Below are 18878 nucleotides of genomic sequence, written 5' to 3'. Positions count from 1 at the left end.
GTCCTCCATGCTTCTCAACGACAAGACCGTCATCGTCACCGGCGCCTCGCGTGGCATCGGCCGCGCCGCCGCCCTGGAATGCGCCCGCCAGGGTGCCAACCTGGTCATCGGCTACAGCGGCAGCGACAGCAGCCGGCCGCTGGTCGACGAACTGATCGGCGAGATCCGCTCGCTCGGCCGCGATGCCACCGCGGTGGGTGCCCCCGCGGGTGACCCGGATACCGGCGACAAGCTGGTCGACGCTGCCGTCCATCACTTCGGCAGTGTCGATGTGTTCGTCAACAATGCCGGCATCTGTCCGTTCCACGGTTTCCTCGACATGCCCCGGGAGACCTATCTGGAAACCGTCAACACCAACCTCAACGGGGCCTACTTCGCCGTACAGGCCGCCGCCAACCGCATGAAGGAACAAGGCACCGGGGGGGCGATCATCGCGGTGAGTTCGATCAGTGCGCTGGTCGGCGGCGCCATGCAGACCCACTACACGCCGACCAAGGCCGGCCTGCTGTCGCTGATGCAGTCCTGCGCCGTCGCCCTGGGCCCTTACGGCATCCGCTGCAATGCCCTGCTGCCGGGCACCATCGAGACCGATATCAACAAGGGCGACCTGGCCGACCCGGACAAGCGCGACTACATGATCGGCCGCACGCCGCTGGGCCGACTGGGACGACCGGAAGACATGGCCGGCCCGATCGCCTTCCTCGCTTCCGACATGGCGGCCTACGTCACCGGCGCCTCGCTGCTGGTCGACGGCGGCATGTTCGTCAACCTGCAGTAGGAGCCCGGCATGCAACTTCCCCGCAACCCTTTCAAGCACGCGCTCGACGGCCACACGCAGTATGGCTGCTGGGCCGGTTTCGGCACCGCCTACGCCGCCGAGATCCTCGCCACTACCGGTTTCGACTGGCTGCTGATCGATGGCGAGCACGCCCCCAACCCGGTGCCGGCCATACTCGGCCAGCTCCAGGCCGTGGCGCCCTATGACAGCGCCCCGGTGGTACGCGCCGTCGATCACGACCCGGCCCTGATCAAGCGGCTGCTCGACATCGGCGCCCAGACCCTGATGGTGCCGATGGTGGATACCGCCGAACAGGCCGAGGCCCTGGTACGCGCCACACGCTTCCCGCCGCAGGGTATCCGCGGCGTGGGCGGCGGCCTGACCCGAGCGACGCGCTGGGACGCCGTGCCGGACTACATCGAGACCGCCCACCGGGAGCTGTGCCTGATCGTTCAGGTCGAGTCACCGCAGGGCATCGACAATGTCGAGGCCATCGCCGCCGTGGAAGGCGTCGATGCGGTCTTCATCGGCCCCGCCGACCTCTCCACCGGGATCGGTCATATCGGCAACCCCGGGCACCCCGAGGTACAGGCGATGATCCGGCGCGCCTTCGATGCCGCCCAGGCGGCCGGCAAGGCCACCGGCATCCTCGCGCCAGCCGAATCCGATGCCCGGCGCTATGCCGAGTGGGGCTTCGACTTCATCGCCGTGGGCATCGACATCAGCCTGCTGCGCCAGGCCGCCCTGCAGACCGTGGATCGCTACAAGCCCGGTGCTTCCCGAACGACCTCATCCGCGACGTACTGAATCGCAACGCCAACGACACGCACGACAACGCCATAACATCACAACGAGAGGAGTCGAATCATGGCCAGCGACATCCAGACCCACCAGAACTACATCAACGGCACTTTCGTCCCTGCCCGCGAGCATCTCGAGGTGCGCAATCCCGCCAATGGGCAACTGCTCTCGCATGCACCGGACGCTTCACCCGATGACGTCGAGCGCGCCCTGGACGCCGCACGCGCCGCCCAGAAACCCTGGTCGCGCCTGCCCGCCGTGGAGCGTGCCGCCTACCTGCAACGCCTCGCCGACGAGATACGCCGAGACGCCAAGTCCCTGGCGCGGATCATCACCGAGGAACAGGGCAAGGTCTCCGGTCTGGCCGAAGTCGAGGTCAATTTCACCGCCGATTACCTCGACTACATGGCCGGCTGGGCACGGCGCATCGAAGGCGAGATCATCGAGAGTGACCGTCCCGGCGAAAACATCTTCCTGTTTCGCAAGCCGCTCGGCGTGGTCGCCGGCATCCTGCCGTGGAACTTCCCGTTCTTCCTGATCGCCCGCAAGATGGCGCCGGCCCTGGTCACCGGCAACACCGTGGTGATCAAGCCCAGCGAGGAAACGCCCAACAACTGCTTCGCCTTCACTCGCCTGCTCGATCGGATCGGCCTTCCCGAGGGCGTGTTCAACGTGGTCAGCGGTAGCGGCGCCGGCACCGGCAATGCCCTGACGGCGAGCTCACAGGTGGACATGGTCAGCTTCACCGGCAGCGTCGAGACCGGCTCGCGCATCATGCGCGGTGCCGCCGACAACATCACCAAGCTCAACCTGGAGCTGGGCGGCAAGGCACCGGCCATCGTCCTCGACGACGCCGATATCGACCTCGCCGTGCAGTCGATCCGGGCCTCTCGCATCATCAATACTGGTCAGGTCTGCAACTGTGCCGAACGCGTCTACGTGCAACGCGGCGTGGCCGACGAGTTCACCGACAAGCTCGCCCGTGCCATGGCCGAGACCACATACGGCGATCCGCTGGCACAACCGGACATCGAGATGGGGCCGCTGATCAACCAGCAGGGGCTCGACAAGGTGGCCGCCATGGTCGAGCGCGCCTCCCGGGACGGTGCCGAAACGATCACCGGCGGCCGTGTCGCCGACCTCGGCCAGGGCTTCCACTATCAGCCCACGGTACTCGCCGGCTGCCGCAGCGACATGGAGATCATGCGCCGGGAAATCTTCGGCCCCGTCCTGCCGATCCAGGTCGTCGACGATCTGGACGAGGCCGTCCGGCTGGCCAACGACTCCGATTACGGCCTGACCTCCTCGGTCTATACCCGAGACCTTGCCCGCGCCATGCACGCCTGTCGCGAGATCGATTACGGCGAGACCTACATCAACCGAGAAAACTTCGAGGCGATGCAGGGCTTTCATGCCGGCACTCGCAAGTCGGGCATCGGGGGCGCCGATGGCAAGCACGGCCTCTACGAATATACCCATAGCCATGTGGTCTATCTCGAGGTCTGAGCCCCGACACCCAACAACGACTGGAGGGACTCGCCATGGGCGCGACATCCCATGAAACACGAGCCACCGCGGCGCCGGCGGGCAGCGAATATGAGCGCCAGCCCGTTCCCGACGAGGCGCGACTGGGGTTCAAGAATTTTCTCGGCATGTATGCCGGCGAACACACCGCCGGCACCGAACTGATGATCGGCCCGCTGTTCGTCCTGGCGGGCGTCTCGGCCTTCGACGTGGTCATCGGTCTGCTCGTCGGCAATGCCCTGGCGGTACTGAGCTGGCTTTTCCTCACGGCCCCCATCGGGACCCGGGCACGGCTGACGCTCTACTACCACCTCGAGAAGATCGCCGGGCGCTACACCGTCATCCTCTACAACCTGGCCAACGGTCTGGCGTTCTGCTTTCTCGCCGGCGCCATGATCACCGTCTCCGCCACCGCGGTGGGGGTCTGGTTCGGCTTTCCGCTGCCGACACTGGCGGACATGACGCCGAACAGCATCGGCTGGGTGCTCAGCGTGCTCGGGGTCGGCATCGTGATCACCATCGTGGCGGCCTACGGCTATCGCTTCGTGTCCTGGTTCGCCAACATCGCCGCCCCCTGGATGGTCTTGATCTTCCTCGGCTTCGGTATCGTCTCGCTGAAGTGGTTCATCGATGCCACGGGGACGACCGTCACGTCCGCCGGCGACCTGTGGCACCTGGCCGAGACGGCGATCTGGACCGGCGTGCACGTGCCCGGGCAGCCGGACTTCACCGTCTGGCATGTCATCTTCTTCGCCTGGTTCGCCAACATGGCCATGCACATCGGCATGTCCGACCTCTCCGTGCTGCGTTTCGCGCGCAAGAGCTGGTACAGCATCGCCTCGGCGGCGGGCATGTATGTCGGCCACTTCATGGCCTGGCTGGCGGCCTCCATGCTGTTCGCCTTCCAGATGTATGACGCCGGCCTGAGCAGCGAGGCCGCCGTGATCGCCGCGGCGGAAGGCGGCCGTATACCGGACCCGCTCCCCGGCCCCCTGGCCGATCAGGCACTGGGCGTGGCGGGGCTGATCTGCGTGATCATCGCCGGCTGGACCACCGCCAACCCGACCATCTACCGGGCCGGGCTCGCCTTCCAGGCCGTCATCCCGCAGGTCTCGCGGTTCCACGTCACGATCGGCACGGGGCTGCTGACCACCTTCGTGGCGATGTTCCCTGGCGTGGCCATGCAGCTGCTGGGCTTCGTGGCCCTGTACGGCCTGCTGTTGATGCCGATCGGCGCCGTGATCGTCATCGACTACTGGGTACTCCCGAAGCTCGGCCTGAAGAGCTTCTACGCCGAGTACGCAGGGCACCGGTTGACCATGCCGGCACTGGGAACCTGGCTGATCACCCTGGCGATCTGCCTGGTGCTGGTGCGGTTCGCGAATATCGAGATCTTCTTCGTGGCCCTGCCCGGCTGGTTCATCGCCGCCGTCCTGTTCACCGGCCTGAGCTTCCTGGCACAGCGTCGACGAACCGTGACCGATGCCACCATGAACACGGCGACCGCCCCTGGCGGCGCGACCACCACCGCGACGAGGGAGTGACCACCATGCGCACGATTCTCCAGTTCCTCTCGCTGTCGATGCTCGTCCTGACGGTACTGTTCCCGAGCCTGTACCTGTTCGATGTCCTCGGCGAGGTCGCGATGAAGTGGGCGCTGCTGTGCGTCACGCTCATCTGGTTTGCCGTCACGCCACTCTGGATGGGGCGTCAGCCCCCGGCGACCCGACACGAGCGACGCGGCTCTTGAACCACTGACCGGTGGCCTCGGCGATCGATGCCGAGGCCCGTCGCCCCGAAAACGCCATTCGCTCAAGACGTCCACCACGACAGGATGACCGGGTTGTCCCGGTCGTCATGGGCAGACTCGTCCCGACAACGACCCTTCGAGAGTTCACGCCATGGAAATTCTGCATCTCGCGATCGCCATATCGCTCATCCTGCTCCTGATTCTCTACGCCAAGCTGAACCCTGCCATCAGCCTGATCATCGGCAGTCTCTATCTCGGCCTTGCCATGGGACTCGGCATGACCGGCACCGTGGACGCCATCAGCGGCGGCTTCGGCGACATCATGGCCGGCATCGGCCTGCCCATCGGCTTCGGGGTGATCATCGGCCAATTGATGAGCGACTCCGGTGCCGCCCACAAGATCGCCCACACCCTGGTGAAGAGTGCGCCACGCGGAGCGGGGCTCTATGCCCTGGGGCTGACCGGCTTCCTGCTGTCGATCCCGGTCTTCTTCGACGTGACCTTCGTGATCCTGGTGCCGCTGGGTGTCGCGCTGGCCAAGACACTCGGTCGCCCCCTGCCCTATGCCATCGGGGCCCTGGTCATCGGGGCCGCCACCTCGCACACCATCGTGCCGCCGACCCCCAACCCGCTGGCGGCGGCCACCATCCTGGACTTCGATATCGGGGTCATGACCTTTGCTGGCCTGGGGGTCGGCCTGATCACCGCCCTGATCGTGATGAAGCTCTACTTCCTGATTCTCGACAGGGGCCTCTGGAACGCTCGCTCGGACGAGTTGAGCGTCGCCGCGGTCGGCGGTGGTGACACCACAGCACCGGCCGGTTTCGACCGGATACCGCTCTGGCAGGCCCTGCTGCCGATCGCCTTGCCGATCCTGCTGATCCTGAGTGGCACCCTCTATGATTACTGCCAGCAACTGGGCGTGCTGGCCGGTGACGAAATCCCTGCCTTCGTGGCCTTCATCAGCGACCGCATCGTCGCCCTGATGGCTGGCGCCCTGGCGGCCTATGCCGTGGCCGCACGCGGCATGAGCCGCGACGAGCGTGATACCGCAGCCGCCACCGGCCTGCAGACCGCCGGCATGGTCCTCCTGGTCACCGGCGCCGGCGGTTCGCTGGGCAGCGTGATCGAGGCGACCCAGATCGGCCAGACGCTGGTCGACAGCGTCTTTCGCGAGACCCAGTCGGGGCTCAGCATGATCCTGCTCACCTATGGCCTGGCAGCGATCTTCCGTATCGCCCAGGGCTCGGGCACTGTCGCCGGCATCACCGCCATGACGATCATGGCCGGCGCCGCCTCCACCGGCGTGGTCGACCCGATCTGGATCGCCCTGGCGGCCCTGTCGGGCGGTATCAGCATCGGCCACGTCAATGACAGCGGCTTCTGGATCACGACCCAGCTCGCCGGTTTCAGCGTACGAGGTGGGTTCAAGACCTACACGCTAGGCGAGGCCCTGGTATCCCTGGTGATCCTGGCGCTGACGCTGATGGGCGCCGCCATCTGGGGCTGAGCCCCGACGCGAGGCCATACATGTTTCGAGGCGGGGTCGCGGCTAACGCTCCAGCAACCCTGCCTCGACGCGACGGATCGCTATCACTGCCTCGGTCGGCAGGGCTTCGATACGTGCCAGCGGTCTCGGCCAGGGCTCCTCCTCGGTCGGCTCGCGCCATTCGATACACTCGGCAAAACCGCTGGGGTCCACTTCCAGTACCAGCGGCCGTTCCTCCCTGGCGAAATACCGGCGCGCCGTTTCGTCCACCGCCGCGGCGACATTCAGGTGCACGCCGTCGGCCCGGTGGTCATTGCCGCAACGCGACACCTTGCCGGAACGGCATGCCGCTTCCCAGGTTGCCTCCGGCAACACGCGATATAATGGCTCCATGCCCGCCTCCCTGACCCATGGTATTCGTCTTGAGCGTAGCGGGTGTCGCAACCGTCCACCAGACGTCATGGAGTTCCGATGCTCAACCAGCGCGCCCTGGCCTATCTCAGCGAGGTGATCCGTCGCGGTTCCCTGCGCGGCGCGGCAACGCATCTGCATGTGGATGTCTCGGCCATCAGCCGACGGATCAAGCTGCTCGAGGAAACGCTCGACGTCGCCCTGCTCGAGCGGCATGCCGGTGGCGTCAAGCCCACCGAGGCAGGGCGCCTGCTGGTCGACCATCATCATGCCCAGCGCAGCGCCGAGGACGCCGTGATCTCCCGGCTGCGTGCCCTGCAGCAGCTGGTCAGCGGCCAGGTACGCATCGCAGTGGGCGAGGGCTTCATCGCCGACTTGATTGATGCGCCGCTGCAGACCTTCATGACCGCCTACCCTGGCATCGACATCGCCGTGGAAATGGCCGGTGTCAACGAGGCCATGGCACTGGTCAAGGCCCGTGAGGTCGATCTCGCCCTCCTCTATGCGCCGCCCATCGATCCCCAGCTGCGCTGCCATGTGGAGACCCGTCAGCCACTGGATCTGATCGTGCCGACGCGCCACCCCCTGGCCGATCGCACCACGCCGGTTTCATTGCACGAGTTCGCCGACTGGCCACTGGCCTTGATGGACAACCCCTTCGGCATGCGCCAGATGGTCAATGCCGTGGCGCATCAGGAACGACTGCACCTGCATGCGCGGCTGCATACCAATTCGGTCGCGGTGTTGAAGAATTTCGTCCGCTCGGGCATCGGCGTGACCTTCATGCCGGAGTTGACCGTGGCCGAGGAGATCCAGCAGGGCGACATCGCCGTGCTGCCGCTCGCCCATCGGGTACTGAACGGTGCCCGGGCACAGATCGTCAGCCGCGCCGATCGCGAATTGACCGTCGCCGGCCGCGCCTGCCTGGACCACTTGCGACACGGCATGCGCTTCTTTCAGGACGATGCCCCCAGGCTGCTGAGCCAGCGTTGATATAAAGGCAACACCCATGGGTTTGAATAGTCAACGAAACAACGCCTAGTCTCGTTCCATGCCGGTCGTTCACCGGCACGCAATACCCCAACAACAACCCTTGCAGGAGACTCCCATGGCCGTCCTTCGTCCTACCTTCTTCCGTCCCGCTCCGCTCGCTGCCGCCTGCCTGCTCGGCGCCGCCACCCTGAGCGGCAGCGTCCAGGCCGCTACCACGGTCAATCTCGGCTACAACGGCGCCCCGGACCCCGAGAAGAACGCGGTGCATGTCTTCGCTACCGACCTCAAGAAGCGGGTCGAAGAGAAGACCGACGGCGAGATCGAGCTCAAGCTCTACCCGAACAGCATGCTCGGCGAGGAGCAGGAACGCATGGAGCAGGTCATGAGCTCGCCCGGGCTCAACATCGCCTCCTTCGCCGGCATGTCACCGGTCGTTCCGGAGATCTACGTCAGCGCCATCCCCTTTCTGTTCGACGACTTCGATGACGCCCGCCAGTTCTTCGATGAAGGCGAATACTGGCAGGCGGTGGAGGATGACCTGCGCGAGCGAGCCGGCCTGGAACTCCTGGCAGTGGTCGAGGAAGGCGGTTTCCTGGCCTTCACCAACGACGAGCGCCCCATCGCCTCGCCGGACGACTTCGAAGGCCTGCGCTTCCGTGCCATGGACCCGAGCCAGGTGGCGCTCTACGAGGCCTTCGGGGCTTCCGGTACGCCGATTCCCTGGACCGAGGTCTACATGGCCTTGAAGACCGGCGTGGCCGACGGCCAGATGAACCCGCCGATGTACATCATCCTCGGCAGCCTCTATGAAGTGCAGGACTATCTGACCCTGGCCAACATCCAGTACTCGGACCAGTTCCTGGTCGGCAACGCCGCCATGATCGACGGCTGGGACGAGGAAATGCGCAGCGCCTTCCAGGAAGCCGTGGCCGAGGCCAACCGGATGGCCCGTGAGCACAACGAGACCAGGGTGGATGAGCGCATCGCCTATCTGGAAGAACAGGGCATGGAGATCATCCGCCCCGACGAGGAGCAGCTGGCCGCCTTCCGCGAACAGGGGCAGCCGGCCTACCTCGACTGGCTCGAGCAGCAGGACATCGCGCCCCGCTACATCGACATGGCCCTCGAGGACGCCGGCCTGGACCCGCAAAGCGAATAACACCCAATCCTGGCCCGGGCATGCATCGCCCGGGCCCGCCGTACGGAATCCCCCTATGCTCCCGCACCTGTCCCGACTGCCGGACCTGACCCGGCGGGCCGCCCTGACGCTGGCCGGCAGCCTGCTGTTCATCGACCTGCTGGCGATGCTGTATGGCGTCGTCATGCGCTACCTGGCCGGCGGCGCTCCGATCTGGACCGATGAACTGGCCCGTTACCTGATCATCGGCGGCGTCATGCTCGCGGCTGGCGCGGTCTGGGTCGAAGGCGGCCACATGCGCGTGGCGCTGATCGAGCGTCTGCTGCCCCGCCCTCTGTGTCGCCTGCTCAACGTCTATCAATGGTTGTTGACGCTGACCCTGGCCGTGGCCGGCGCGATCTTCAGCTATCGCTATGCGCAATCGGTGTCGATGTTCACCAGCCAGGGACTCGGCATCAGCCGTACCATCCCGGTGATGGCCCTGCCGACCGGCTTCGCCCTGCTCGCCTGGCAGGCCCTGTGGCATGGCCCGGCGCCGCTGCCGACTCTGGAGGAGCCGTCATCATGATGACCTTGACCATGTTCGCGGTCTTCCTGACGCACGTGCTGCTCGGCCTGCCCCTGTTCATCGCGCTGCTGACTACCGCCGTGGTCGGCTTTCTATTCGTCGACCCGGCGATGATCCCGCGAATGATGCCCCAGCAATTCTTCGGCGGCATCAACGCCTTCTCGCTGATGGCCATTCCGCTGTTCATCCTCGCCGGCAACCTGATGAACGCCAGCCGCCTCACCGATCGCCTCCTGGCACTGGCTCGCCTGCTGGTCGGCCACCTGCGCGGCGGCATGGGCCACGTCAACGTGGTTTCCAGCGTCTTCTTCGCCGGCGTCAATGGATCGGCGGTGGCCGACACCTCGGCGCTGGGGTCATTGCTGGTGCCTCCCATGCGCAAGGAGGGCTATTCCACCGCCTTCGCCGCCGGTCTCACCGCGGGCAGCTCCTTGATCGGTCCGATCATTCCCCCCAGTATCTTCATGATCCTCTACGCCTCGCTGACCAATACATCGGTCGGCGACCTCTTCCTGGCCGGCGTGATACCCGGCCTGCTGCTGGGGGCCGCCTTCATGGCCATGAATGCCTGGTACGCCCGACGCCGCGGGCTCGAGAAGCGAGGCGGCTGGCCCGGCGGCGCCGAACTGGGACGCGCCACCCTGGGTGCCCTGCCGGCCCTGATCGCGCCCTTCATCATCGTCGCCGGCATCGTCATGGGCCTGGTCACGCCCACCGAGTCCGGCGCGCTCACCGCCCTCTACGTGGCACTCTACGGTCTGGCGATGGGCAGCCTCGGTCCCCGCGACTTCTGGCGCGCCATCGTCGATACGACACGACTGACGGCCGCCATCTTCATCATCATGGCGGCGTCGGCCACGGTCAGCTGGCTGCTCTCCTACGCCCAGGTCCCGAGCCAGTTCGTCGAGCTGCTGACGCCCTACATCGAGCAGCCCGTGGTGATCCTGTTGCTGCTCAGCGCCATCACCTTCATCACCGGCATGTTCATGGAAGAGGTCTCGGCCTTGATGCTGCTCACCCCCATCTTCGCCCCGGTGGCGATGATGGCGGGCATCGATCCCGTGCACCTGGGCATCATCATCACCCTCAACATCACCATCGCCCTGATCACGCCGCCCATGGGTGCCTGCGTGTTCGTGGCGGCGGCGGTCAGCCGGCTGGAGATCACCGCCCTGTTCCGCACCATCTGGCCCTTCGTGGTCACCGCATTGCTGGTGCTGGCAGCCCTGATCCTGTTTCCCCCGCTCACCCTGTGGCTCCCGACGATTCTTGGATGACCCGATGACCCGACCCGACCCCGACACCCCCCACGCCGATACGCCGATTCCGCATCGCGCCGAGCCCGACTGGCCAGCGATCGGCCGCCTGCCGATCGCCGGCAGCGACGAGCCGCTGGTGCCGATGAGCCTGGCGCCACCGCCGATCAAGGTATTCCCGGCCTACGCTCGCATGGGCATCCCCGGCGCCATCGACGAATGCTATGTCCGGGAGGGCGTCTACCGACGCCTTCTGGCGGTGGCACGCGCCCTGCCCGAGAGATTGAGCCTGCTGGTGCTGGATGGCTGGCGGCCCTGGCGGGTCCAGCAGTACCTGTTCGAGACCCTGCAGGCCACGATCCAGGCCAATCATCCCGGACTCGATGACCAGGAACTGCTGGTGCGCACCCGCGAGTTCGTCGCCCAGCCCAGCACCGAGCCGACGGCACCCAGCCCGCACCTGACCGGTGGCGCCGTGGACGTGACCCTGTGCGACGCCGACGGCCTGCCGCTGGACATGGGCACGCTGTTCGACGAGGCCGTTCCCACATCGCATGCCGATGCGCTGGAGGTCGAGCTGGAAGAAGGCGATAGACGTCACCAGGCCCGGAAAAACCGCCGACTGCTCTATCACGCCATGCACGCCCAGGGCTTCACCAACCTGCCAAGCGAATGGTGGCATTACGATCTCGGCGACCAGCTCTGGGCTCACTACGGCGGGCATGCCAGCGCGCATTACGGCCCGACGGAGCTGGATACCATCGAGAACCGCTGGCGGCGCCAGCTCTGACGATACCCCGGCGACCGGGACCGTTCGTCGACAGGCCGGTTATACTGGCAGCCCTCGAAACGGCACCACGACATCGATACCGAGAGACGCCTGATGCGATTCGCCACCCTGGGCCCCGACGACAGCAACCACGCCATGATCCTAGAGGCCCCACGCTGTGGCCCGAGGCCCCGGTCACCGACCGCCTGCGCAACGACGACCGGTAGCCCTAGCGCAGGAAAATGACCGCCAGGCCGGCGACCACCAGCACCAAGCGCCAGATGAGCGAGCGCCGCGCGATCAATCCATGGGAAATCGCCAGAAGCCCCGCCCCGACCAGACCGGTCTCGACCAGTGCTCGCCAGGGCGTATCCGCCAGATGGATGATCTCCGGCCTGGCGACCATCGCCAGCGGAATCAGGTACAGCCCGACCCCCAGCGACATCGCGCGCAGGGCAACCTTGATCCAGTTCTCGCCAGCCATGCCGGCGGCAATGAAGACCCCACCGCAGACCGGCGGCGTGATGGTCGAGAGCAGGGCATACCAGAACACGAACAGATGGGCGAGCAGCGGCGGCAGGCCCAGTTCGGTCAACGCCGGACCGGCCACCGACACGCAGATCACATAGGCCGCCGTGGTGGGCACCTCCATCCCCAGCACCAGACATGCCAGGGCGGTGAGCAGCAATGCCGGCCACAGGGCGCCCCCTGACAACGAGAGGATCGCCGAGGTGACCTTGACGCCGAGTCCGGTCATCGCCAGCACCCCGATGACCAGCGAGGCGCAGATGATGATCGCGCCGATGGTCGCCACCTGGCGCCCGGCGAGCACCATGGCGTCGGCCAGACGCGCCACCAGCCCCCGCCACGACGGCACCAGGCGTGAATCCAGCCACAACAGCGCCGCCCCGACGAAGATCGCCAGGCTGGCGGCATACTGGGGCGTATTGCCAGCATGGAAGATCCGCTCGAGCAGCACCGCGAAGGGCACGGCGAAGAACAGCCCCGTCATCCACACCTCGCGCAGGGCGGGCCGATCGTCGGCCGCCACCGGGCGGAGATTATGGCGGGTGGCATAGGCGTTGATGCCCATCCACACCGTGGCGAAGTAGAGCAGTGCCGGCAGCATGGCGGCGGCCATTATCTCGGTGTAGGGCGTGCCGGTGAGCTCCACCATCACGAAGGCACCGGCCCCCATCAGCGGCGGCATGATCTGCCCGCCTGAGGACGCCACCGCCTCGACAGCGGCGGCCAGCGCCCGAGGGTAGCCCAGGCGGGTCATGGACGGGATGGTGATCGCCCCGGTGGACGCCACATTGGCCGATGCCGACCCCGAGATGGACCCCATCAACGCCGAGGACACCACCGAGACCTTGGCACCGCCACCGGTCAAGCGGCCGGCGACCAGGCCCGCCAGGTTCATGAAGCCCTTGCCGGCCTCGCCGGCGTTGAGTACCGCCCCGAAGATCACGAAGATCGCCACCACCCCGACGCTGACGCCGGTCAGCTTGCCCCAGAGACCACCCTCGGCGATGGTCAGCGATCCGACCAGGCTGGCCGCCGGCAGCCCCGGATGCCCGAATTCCCCCGGCACAAGCTGGCCGAAGAAGGCATAGAGCAGCGCCACCGTCGCCACCAGCGGCAACGGCCAGCCGATGGCGCGACGCGCGGTCTCCAGGGACAGCATGATCAAAAAGCCACCGATGACCATCTGCAACGGCGTATCGATGAAACCGTACTGCCCGGACAGGGCCTGCTCGTTGACGGCGATCCAGAGGCAGGCGGACACGCCGAGCAGCGTCAGCACCCAACCGCTCCAGCGCTGCCAGGACGTGCGCGCGGCGAATACCAGCACCCAGGGCAGGATCAGCGCCATATGCAGCGGGCGGCTCACCAGCGCCGGGGTCAACCCATAGAAGATCAGGCCGAGATGGAAGACGACCGAGAGTGCGCCCAGCCCGACCCAGGGAAGACGGACACTCGGGCCGCTGGACGCTGCCGTCTCGGCGGCATGTGATGGCGAAGTGGAAGACATGGAGCGTTCACGACAAGGGACCAGCGAGCGCCGCCGCGATACCGCGGCGGCCCGGGCGAGCAAGGATCAGCGCAGCGTCTCTGGTATCTCGACGCCGGCTTCCTCGTAGTAACGCAGCGCCCCCGGATGCAACTCGCCTTGCATGTTGGTGAGCATCGAGGGCGATACGCTGCGCCACCAGGGCGAGCTCTCGGCCATGGCCTCGCGCCGTTCCCAGAAGGTCTTCGTCAGGGTATAGGCGGTGTCGTCGTCCATGCCGTTAGTCGTGTAAGCAGCCACCAGCAGTGACGTCGTCATCACCGGCTCGTCGATACCCGCATAGGTGCCGGCCGGAATCTCCTGTGGCGTCGCCCCGGTCTCGGCGATCTGCTCCTCGGTCATCGATACCAGCCCCACCGGCATGCTGGCCGCGGTCTCGATCACGTTGGGCGCGGGAAAGGAACCGGCCGTGGCGAAGGCATCGATCTGGCCATTCTTGAGCGCGTCAGGCGCACTTCCCACGTCGGCATCGTCGACCTCGACCGCTTCGGTGAGACCGAACAGCTCGAGATAACGCGCCGCCTCACGGGCCCCGAAGGACCCCTGACCGATCAGCAGGTGCTGACCCGCCAGGTCCTCCAAGCGCAAGGCTTCCTGCTCCCCGGCCACCACCAGATGCATGGTCAGCGAGGGAATCGGGAAGAGCCCGCGGATCTCCTGGAAACGCGGATGCCGGCGTTCGGCGAAGGAGCCCTCGCCGGCCACCGCCTTGGCCGCCAAAGACGGCGGCGTGGTGAACACATAGTTGCCCCGACGGGCCATCACCTCCATGACGTTCTGGACCGACCCCTGGCTCTCTTCCAGCGTCAGGGTCATGGTGCCGTCGGTTCCGGCCTTGATGGCTTCCGACAGCTCCACGCCCATCTGATAGTAGGCCGTGCCGGCGGACGCGGACTTGTAGGTGATGCGGGTGTCGGCCGACGCCGTCAGGGACATGGCACCCAGCCAGAGCGCGGCGAGCGCCGCGAGAGAATGCGGAAAGTGGCGCATGGGGGATCTCCAGTGCTGCAGTCGGGCACCGGCAGGTGCCTCGTCATGGATCGACTGCCAGCATATTCGACATGACGCAAGGACGCCATGCGTCGACCCCCCCGGTGTGCCACCTCGCAGGTTAACCGGACACGACCACCCACCTGCGAGATACGAGCGCTCGATGGCCTCGATCATGCGATTGCCCCGTGCCGCTTCCCGAACATCCGGGTAGAGGACCCGATTGTCCACGATTCTCGCCACCAGGCCGCGAATCTCGATGATCTTCTGGTCGTTGTAGTCCAGACCGTGACCGGGGGCAAGGCTGAAGGCCGCATAATCCGGGTGCTCGGGGCCGGCCAGCAAGGTGCGGAAACCCCGGCGTCCTTCAGGGCCTCCACCCTTGCCCAGTTGAAAGCAGGCCGGCCAATGGCCGGCCCATGAGTGGCACATGAAGGTTCAGACGGTCTGCAGCTTGCGCCGATTGCGCATCCACAAGGTCGCGGAGATGAAATAAACCACCGTGGGTACCACGATCAGGATCTGGAAGGTATCCAGGTGGACGATGGCCTCGTCACCGCGGGTCCAGGCCCAGCCAGCGGTGCCCAGGATGATAAGCAGGCAAGCCACGGCGGCGACATACCAGGGACTCCGAATATTGACCGGCACATGCTCGGTCTGCGTCGTGCCGGGATTCTCGGCCGGCTGCACGGGGCCATAGGCCGCTTCGTAGTGATCGATGCCCACCTCGCGTTCGACACCGGCAGCCTTGCACAGCAAGGGGTAGGCGATGAAGCTCGCCAGCCACCCGGGAATGAACAGCGTGAAGAGATGCAGCGAACCCTCAGCCAGCAGAATGACACCGACGGCGATGCCGATGCCCCAGGCCAGGAAGGCGGGCGTATTGTCGGTCAACGCCCGACGCTCACGCCAGAACGGGCGCATCCCCAGACGCGGCAGCATGAAGTGCTCGGCGGCAATGATGGCACCCACCGGGGCAATCAGAATGAAAAAGTAGGACATTACGCTCAGCCATTGGGTGAACACGAAGGGGAAACAGGCGATCAGAGTGGTCGCCGCACCGGTGGCCAAGGTCACCTGTACACGGGAGTACCGGGTGAATACCGACTGAAAGGCCAGTCCGGCGCGGTAGAGACTGGGGATCGAGGTCGTCCAGCCAGCCACCACCACAGCAACCAGCCCCATGGCACCGAGGATACGGAAGGCCACGCCACCGGGGTCCATGTCGAGCAGTTGGGACTTGGTCAGCAACGCCGCGGTGGCGCCCATCAGGCCGGCGCAGACCCAGGCCATGTAATGGCCGATGTACATGCCGGCAGCGGAGAAGTAGCCATAGGACGACTTGCGCGCAAAGCGCAGGATGCTCATGTCGCTCATCCCCATATGCATCGGCAGGTTGCAGCCCCAGGCCCAGGCGGCGATCACCCACATGGAGATGCCGGGGCTTCCGTCGGGTGTGGTTCCATCCCAGACGAAGGTGTCGACCACGCCTGCCAGCGTAAAGACACCATCCAGCTCCCCCAGATGCATCAGCACCGGCACGGAGAGCACACCGCTGGCCAGGAACATGATGGCCATCCACGGCGCACAGACAGTGGAGAAGTTGGCGATCAGCTTGAATCCCTTGATGGTCATCCACACCGTGATGGCGCCGACGAGCAGCACCAGGGCCACGAAGCTGAGGCTCTGGGGATACCAGGCGGTCTGCGGCGGGATATCGGTGACCACACGGAAAGCCGAGGCCGAGACGGTGATCATGGCACCGGAGACCACAGCGAAGATCAAACCGTTGAGCACGTTATAGACCAGCGATAACCGCTTGCCGGCCAGCCGCTCCAGGTACCAGTAGATGGTCATGCGAGAGCGCGTGGCTACCGGACTGCAGATCCAGGCCCAGGACAGCACCGCCAGCAGGTTGCCGATCAGCAGGCCCCACAGCAGATCGCCGGTCCCGACGCCCAGCGCCACCAGGGAGGCCCCGATGACGAACTCGGTACCGGCCACGTGCTCGCCGGCGTAAGCACCCAGGAAGTATTTGCCGCTGAGCTGCTGGCTGGGAGGGATGCGCTGCCGTTCGAGCTCTTCGGCATCGCTCGTTTCGGTCTGGGATATCTTGTTATTGACTTGCGTACTCATGTGAGTCGCTCCTTTGTCATGAAAGGGGTCCACCGAGTGACTACAGGTGGCACAATTTGGAACATCCATTCCAAACGGAGTTTTTTATAGAACAAACATTTGAAAAATGCATTTTATACTTTGGTCTATATCCCTGGGTGCGGGACGCGTGGCGAACCATCCGAAGTACCGGTCCAGCACATGAATAATGCGCCGTGGACTCACCACCGGCTGGCTCGGCGCCCCTATCGCCCCAAGAAGTTCTCGACACCCGACATGCCCCGCGCTCTGCCTTGAAAAGCCCCCTTGAATATCGGCTTGCTCCGATAGCGACGCGTCGCCATCACCGAACGACAAGCCGACACAGTGGCTCTCGACAAAATGCGATGAACAAATGAAAAGCGCCGGGCACAAGGCCCGGCGGGACGGTATAACGCGAGGCGGGCGGCATCGCCGTCGCGGGTAAAGGTGGCGGTGCCGTTGCCGTACTCGTGGTCGTTGATCATCGACACGGTCGAGCTGATGGAAGATGCCGGGACGTCATGCGTCGAAGCCCCGGTGTGCTATCTCACGGGCTAGCCGGAACCGCGACCCACTTGCCCTCGAGATGCGAGTGCTCGATGGCCTCGATCATGCGGTTGACCCGTGACGCTTCCCGAAAATCCGGGTAGAGGACTCTGTTCTCCACGATGCCCGCCACCAGGTCGCGAATCTCGATGACCTTCTGGTCGTTGTAGCCCAGACCGTGACCGGGGGCAGGGCTGAAGGCCGCATAGTCCGGGTGCTCGGGGCCGGCCAGCAAGGTGCGAAACCCCCGGCGCCCTTCGGGCCCTTCGCTCTTGTAAAGCTGCAGCTCGTTCATCCGCTCCTGGTCGAAGACGATGGTCCCCTTGGTGCCGACGAGGGTATAGCCCAACCCCATCTTGCGACCGGTCGCGACCCGCGAGGTTTCGATGTTGCCGATCAAGCCGCCATCGAAGCGCAACAACGCCTGAGCCTGATCGTCATTCTCCACCTCGCTCGAACCGCCGATGCTATCGGGCAACGCTCGCTGGGGCACCACCGTCTGCAGTTGGCCGCACACTTCGGCGATGCGCTGACCAGTGAGATACTCCGCCATGTTGAGAATATGCGAGCCCAGGTCGCCCAGGGCGCCGGCTCCGGCGGTGGCTCGCCGGGTGTGCCAGTCCTGGGGCTTGGCCGGATCGGCCAGGTAATCCTCGTTGTGGCAGCCCCGGAAGTGCACCAGCTTGCCGATCTCGCCACCCTGAACGATTTCCCGGGCCAGCTGGGTCGTCGAATTGCGGATATAGTTGAAGCCCACCAGGGTCTTGACATTGACCGCCTCGGCGGCCTCGACCATCGCCTGGGCATCGGCGGCGGAGAGGGCCAGCGGCTTCTCGGTGTAGACATGCTTGCCGGCGGTGATGGCGGCCAGGGCCATCTCCTTGTGCAGAAAGTTCGGGGCACAGATATCGACCACATCCACGTCCGGATCCTGAACCAGGGCCCTCCAGTTGCCGGTGGATCGAGTGAAGCCCAGCTCCCGCGCCTTGCGGGCCGCCCGTTCGTCATCGACGTCGGCGAGCAGTTCGCAGACCGGGAAGGCTGGCAGGGAAAAGACGGTAGGCGCCGCCTTCAGCGCGATGGCGTGGGCCTTGCCCATGAAACCGGTGCCGATCAGACCGATTCGCAAGTCATGACGCATGGTGTTAACCCTTGTACTGATGATGGAAAGACGGGCCCCGCGTGCCGACTTGAGGCGTCAGTCCTCGGGGATATCGGCTGACGCCAGGAACTGCGCCTCGCCATCGCCGAACGACCAGTCGGCGTCATGATTCTCGGTGATCACGATCATCACGTTGGCAGGCTGAATGCCGGCCTGTTGCCACAGATCGTCGGCGATGCGCCGGTAGAAAGCCCGCTTGGCCTCCGCCGAGCGACCGGCGCGCATGGTCAGTTGCAGAATCACCGCGTCGCCGTTGCGCTGTTGCAGCTCCATATCCTCGGCCGGCAGCGGCTGGAGAAGCTGGTAGCGATCGTCCGCGGGGAAGTCGAGGGTCTCGATCACCGCAGCGTTGACCAGGTCGGCGACCTTCCTGCGCCAGGGAAGGGGGCGATGGTCCGGCAGGCGGATGGTCACGAGGGGCATGGCGTGCTCTCCTGTCAAAAAAAAGCGCCTTGCTATTGCGCAGAGGCGCTTGGCAACGCGTCACGAGCAA

At 65.6% G+C, this 18878-nt stretch carries 17 protein-coding genes; 11 read left to right on the top strand and 6 right to left on the bottom strand.

Features of this window, described 5'->3' with window-relative positions; translation table 11 throughout:
• The first annotated feature begins 7 nt into the window (after positions 1 to 7).
• The 6 genes from LU493_RS04510 (at position 8) to LU493_RS04485 (ending at position 6363) form a co-directional block, all read left to right on the top strand.
• Positions 8 to 778 (top strand): SDR family NAD(P)-dependent oxidoreductase, encoded by a 771-nt coding sequence (locus tag LU493_RS04510; RefSeq protein WP_275286596.1) that lies wholly within the window; start codon positions 8 to 10, stop codon positions 776 to 778.
• Positions 779 to 787: 9 nt separating this feature from the next.
• Complete coding sequence (locus tag LU493_RS04505) at positions 788 to 1585, top strand: HpcH/HpaI aldolase family protein (RefSeq protein ID WP_275286595.1); 798 nt, start codon at positions 788 to 790, stop codon at positions 1583 to 1585.
• 60 nt (positions 1586 to 1645) lie between these two features.
• A complete protein-coding gene (gene aldA, locus LU493_RS04500) occupies positions 1646 to 3085 on the top strand; it encodes an aldehyde dehydrogenase (protein ID WP_275286594.1) in 1440 nt (479 codons plus the stop codon).
• A 35-nt stretch (positions 3086 to 3120) separates the two neighbouring features.
• Positions 3121 to 4647 carry a purine-cytosine permease family protein gene (locus LU493_RS04495; protein WP_275286593.1) on the top strand — a complete coding sequence of 509 codons (1527 nt, stop codon included), beginning with the start codon at positions 3121 to 3123 and terminating at the stop codon, positions 4645 to 4647.
• Positions 4648 to 4652: 5 nt separating this feature from the next.
• The gene (locus LU493_RS04490; RefSeq protein ID WP_275286592.1) at positions 4653 to 4853 is read left to right on the top strand and encodes a hypothetical protein; all 201 of its coding nucleotides are present in this window, start codon (positions 4653 to 4655) and stop codon (positions 4851 to 4853) included.
• Positions 4854 to 5004: 151 nt separating this feature from the next.
• Positions 5005 to 6363, top strand: coding sequence for a GntP family permease (locus tag LU493_RS04485; protein WP_275286591.1), 1359 nt, complete (start codon positions 5005 to 5007; stop codon positions 6361 to 6363).
• Positions 6364 to 6405: 42 nt separating this feature from the next.
• Here the strand turns inward: LU493_RS04485 and LU493_RS04480 are convergent, their stop codons facing one another.
• Positions 6406 to 6735 carry a DUF952 domain-containing protein gene (locus tag LU493_RS04480; RefSeq protein ID WP_275286590.1) on the bottom strand — a complete coding sequence of 110 codons (330 nt, stop codon included), beginning with the start codon at positions 6733 to 6735 and terminating at the stop codon, positions 6406 to 6408.
• Positions 6736 to 6813: 78 nt separating this feature from the next.
• On the opposite strand from LU493_RS04480, the gene LU493_RS04475 reads away from it, so the two are divergent.
• The 5 genes from LU493_RS04475 to LU493_RS04455 all read left to right on the top strand — a co-directional run bounded on the left by LU493_RS04475 (position 6814) and on the right by LU493_RS04455 (position 11498).
• Complete coding sequence (locus tag LU493_RS04475) at positions 6814 to 7746, top strand: LysR family transcriptional regulator (RefSeq protein WP_275286589.1); 933 nt, start codon at positions 6814 to 6816, stop codon at positions 7744 to 7746.
• Positions 7747 to 7861: 115 nt separating this feature from the next.
• Positions 7862 to 8905 carry a TRAP transporter substrate-binding protein DctP gene (dctP, locus tag LU493_RS04470; protein ID WP_275286588.1) on the top strand — a complete coding sequence of 348 codons (1044 nt, stop codon included), beginning with the start codon at positions 7862 to 7864 and terminating at the stop codon, positions 8903 to 8905.
• Between the two features lie 55 nt (positions 8906 to 8960).
• Positions 8961 to 9452 carry a TRAP transporter small permease gene (locus tag LU493_RS04465; protein ID WP_275286587.1) on the top strand — a complete coding sequence of 164 codons (492 nt, stop codon included), beginning with the start codon at positions 8961 to 8963 and terminating at the stop codon, positions 9450 to 9452.
• Positions 9452 to 10729 (top strand): TRAP transporter large permease, encoded by a 1278-nt coding sequence (locus LU493_RS04460; RefSeq protein ID WP_275286678.1) that lies wholly within the window; start codon positions 9452 to 9454, stop codon positions 10727 to 10729. The genes LU493_RS04465 and LU493_RS04460 overlap by 1 nt, the downstream gene beginning before the upstream one ends.
• A 4-nt stretch (positions 10730 to 10733) precedes the next feature.
• Complete coding sequence (locus tag LU493_RS04455; protein WP_275286586.1) at positions 10734 to 11498, top strand: M15 family metallopeptidase; 765 nt, start codon at positions 10734 to 10736, stop codon at positions 11496 to 11498.
• 208 nt (positions 11499 to 11706) lie between these two features.
• Here the strand turns inward: LU493_RS04455 and LU493_RS04450 are convergent, their stop codons facing one another.
• The 5 genes from LU493_RS04450 to LU493_RS04430 form a co-directional block, all read right to left on the bottom strand.
• Complete coding sequence (locus LU493_RS04450) at positions 11707 to 13512, bottom strand: TRAP transporter permease (protein WP_275286585.1); 1806 nt, start codon at positions 13510 to 13512, stop codon at positions 11707 to 11709.
• A gap of 66 nt (positions 13513 to 13578) precedes the next feature.
• Positions 13579 to 14973 carry a TAXI family TRAP transporter solute-binding subunit gene (locus tag LU493_RS04445; RefSeq protein ID WP_343076080.1) on the bottom strand — a complete coding sequence of 465 codons (1395 nt, stop codon included), beginning with the start codon at positions 14971 to 14973 and terminating at the stop codon, positions 13579 to 13581.
• A 6-nt stretch (positions 14974 to 14979) separates the two neighbouring features.
• Positions 14980 to 16677 (bottom strand): purine-cytosine permease family protein, encoded by a 1698-nt coding sequence (locus tag LU493_RS04440; RefSeq protein WP_275286584.1) that lies wholly within the window; start codon positions 16675 to 16677, stop codon positions 14980 to 14982.
• Positions 16678 to 17224: 547 nt separating this feature from the next.
• Positions 17225 to 18364 (bottom strand): Gfo/Idh/MocA family protein, encoded by a 1140-nt coding sequence (locus LU493_RS04435; protein WP_275286583.1) that lies wholly within the window; start codon positions 18362 to 18364, stop codon positions 17225 to 17227.
• A 57-nt stretch (positions 18365 to 18421) separates the two neighbouring features.
• On the bottom strand, positions 18422 to 18808 hold the full coding sequence (locus LU493_RS04430; RefSeq protein WP_275286582.1) for a tautomerase family protein: 387 nt from the start codon (positions 18806 to 18808) through the stop codon (positions 18422 to 18424).
• Positions 18809 to 18878 lie beyond the last annotated feature (70 nt).

Source organism: Halomonas elongata, assembly GCF_029081005.1.
GTDB lineage: Bacteria > Pseudomonadota > Gammaproteobacteria > Pseudomonadales > Halomonadaceae > Halomonas > Halomonas elongata_B.
The sequence above is the reverse complement of the archived record's forward strand: the minus strand, read 5'-3'. Positions and strand labels throughout refer to the sequence as shown.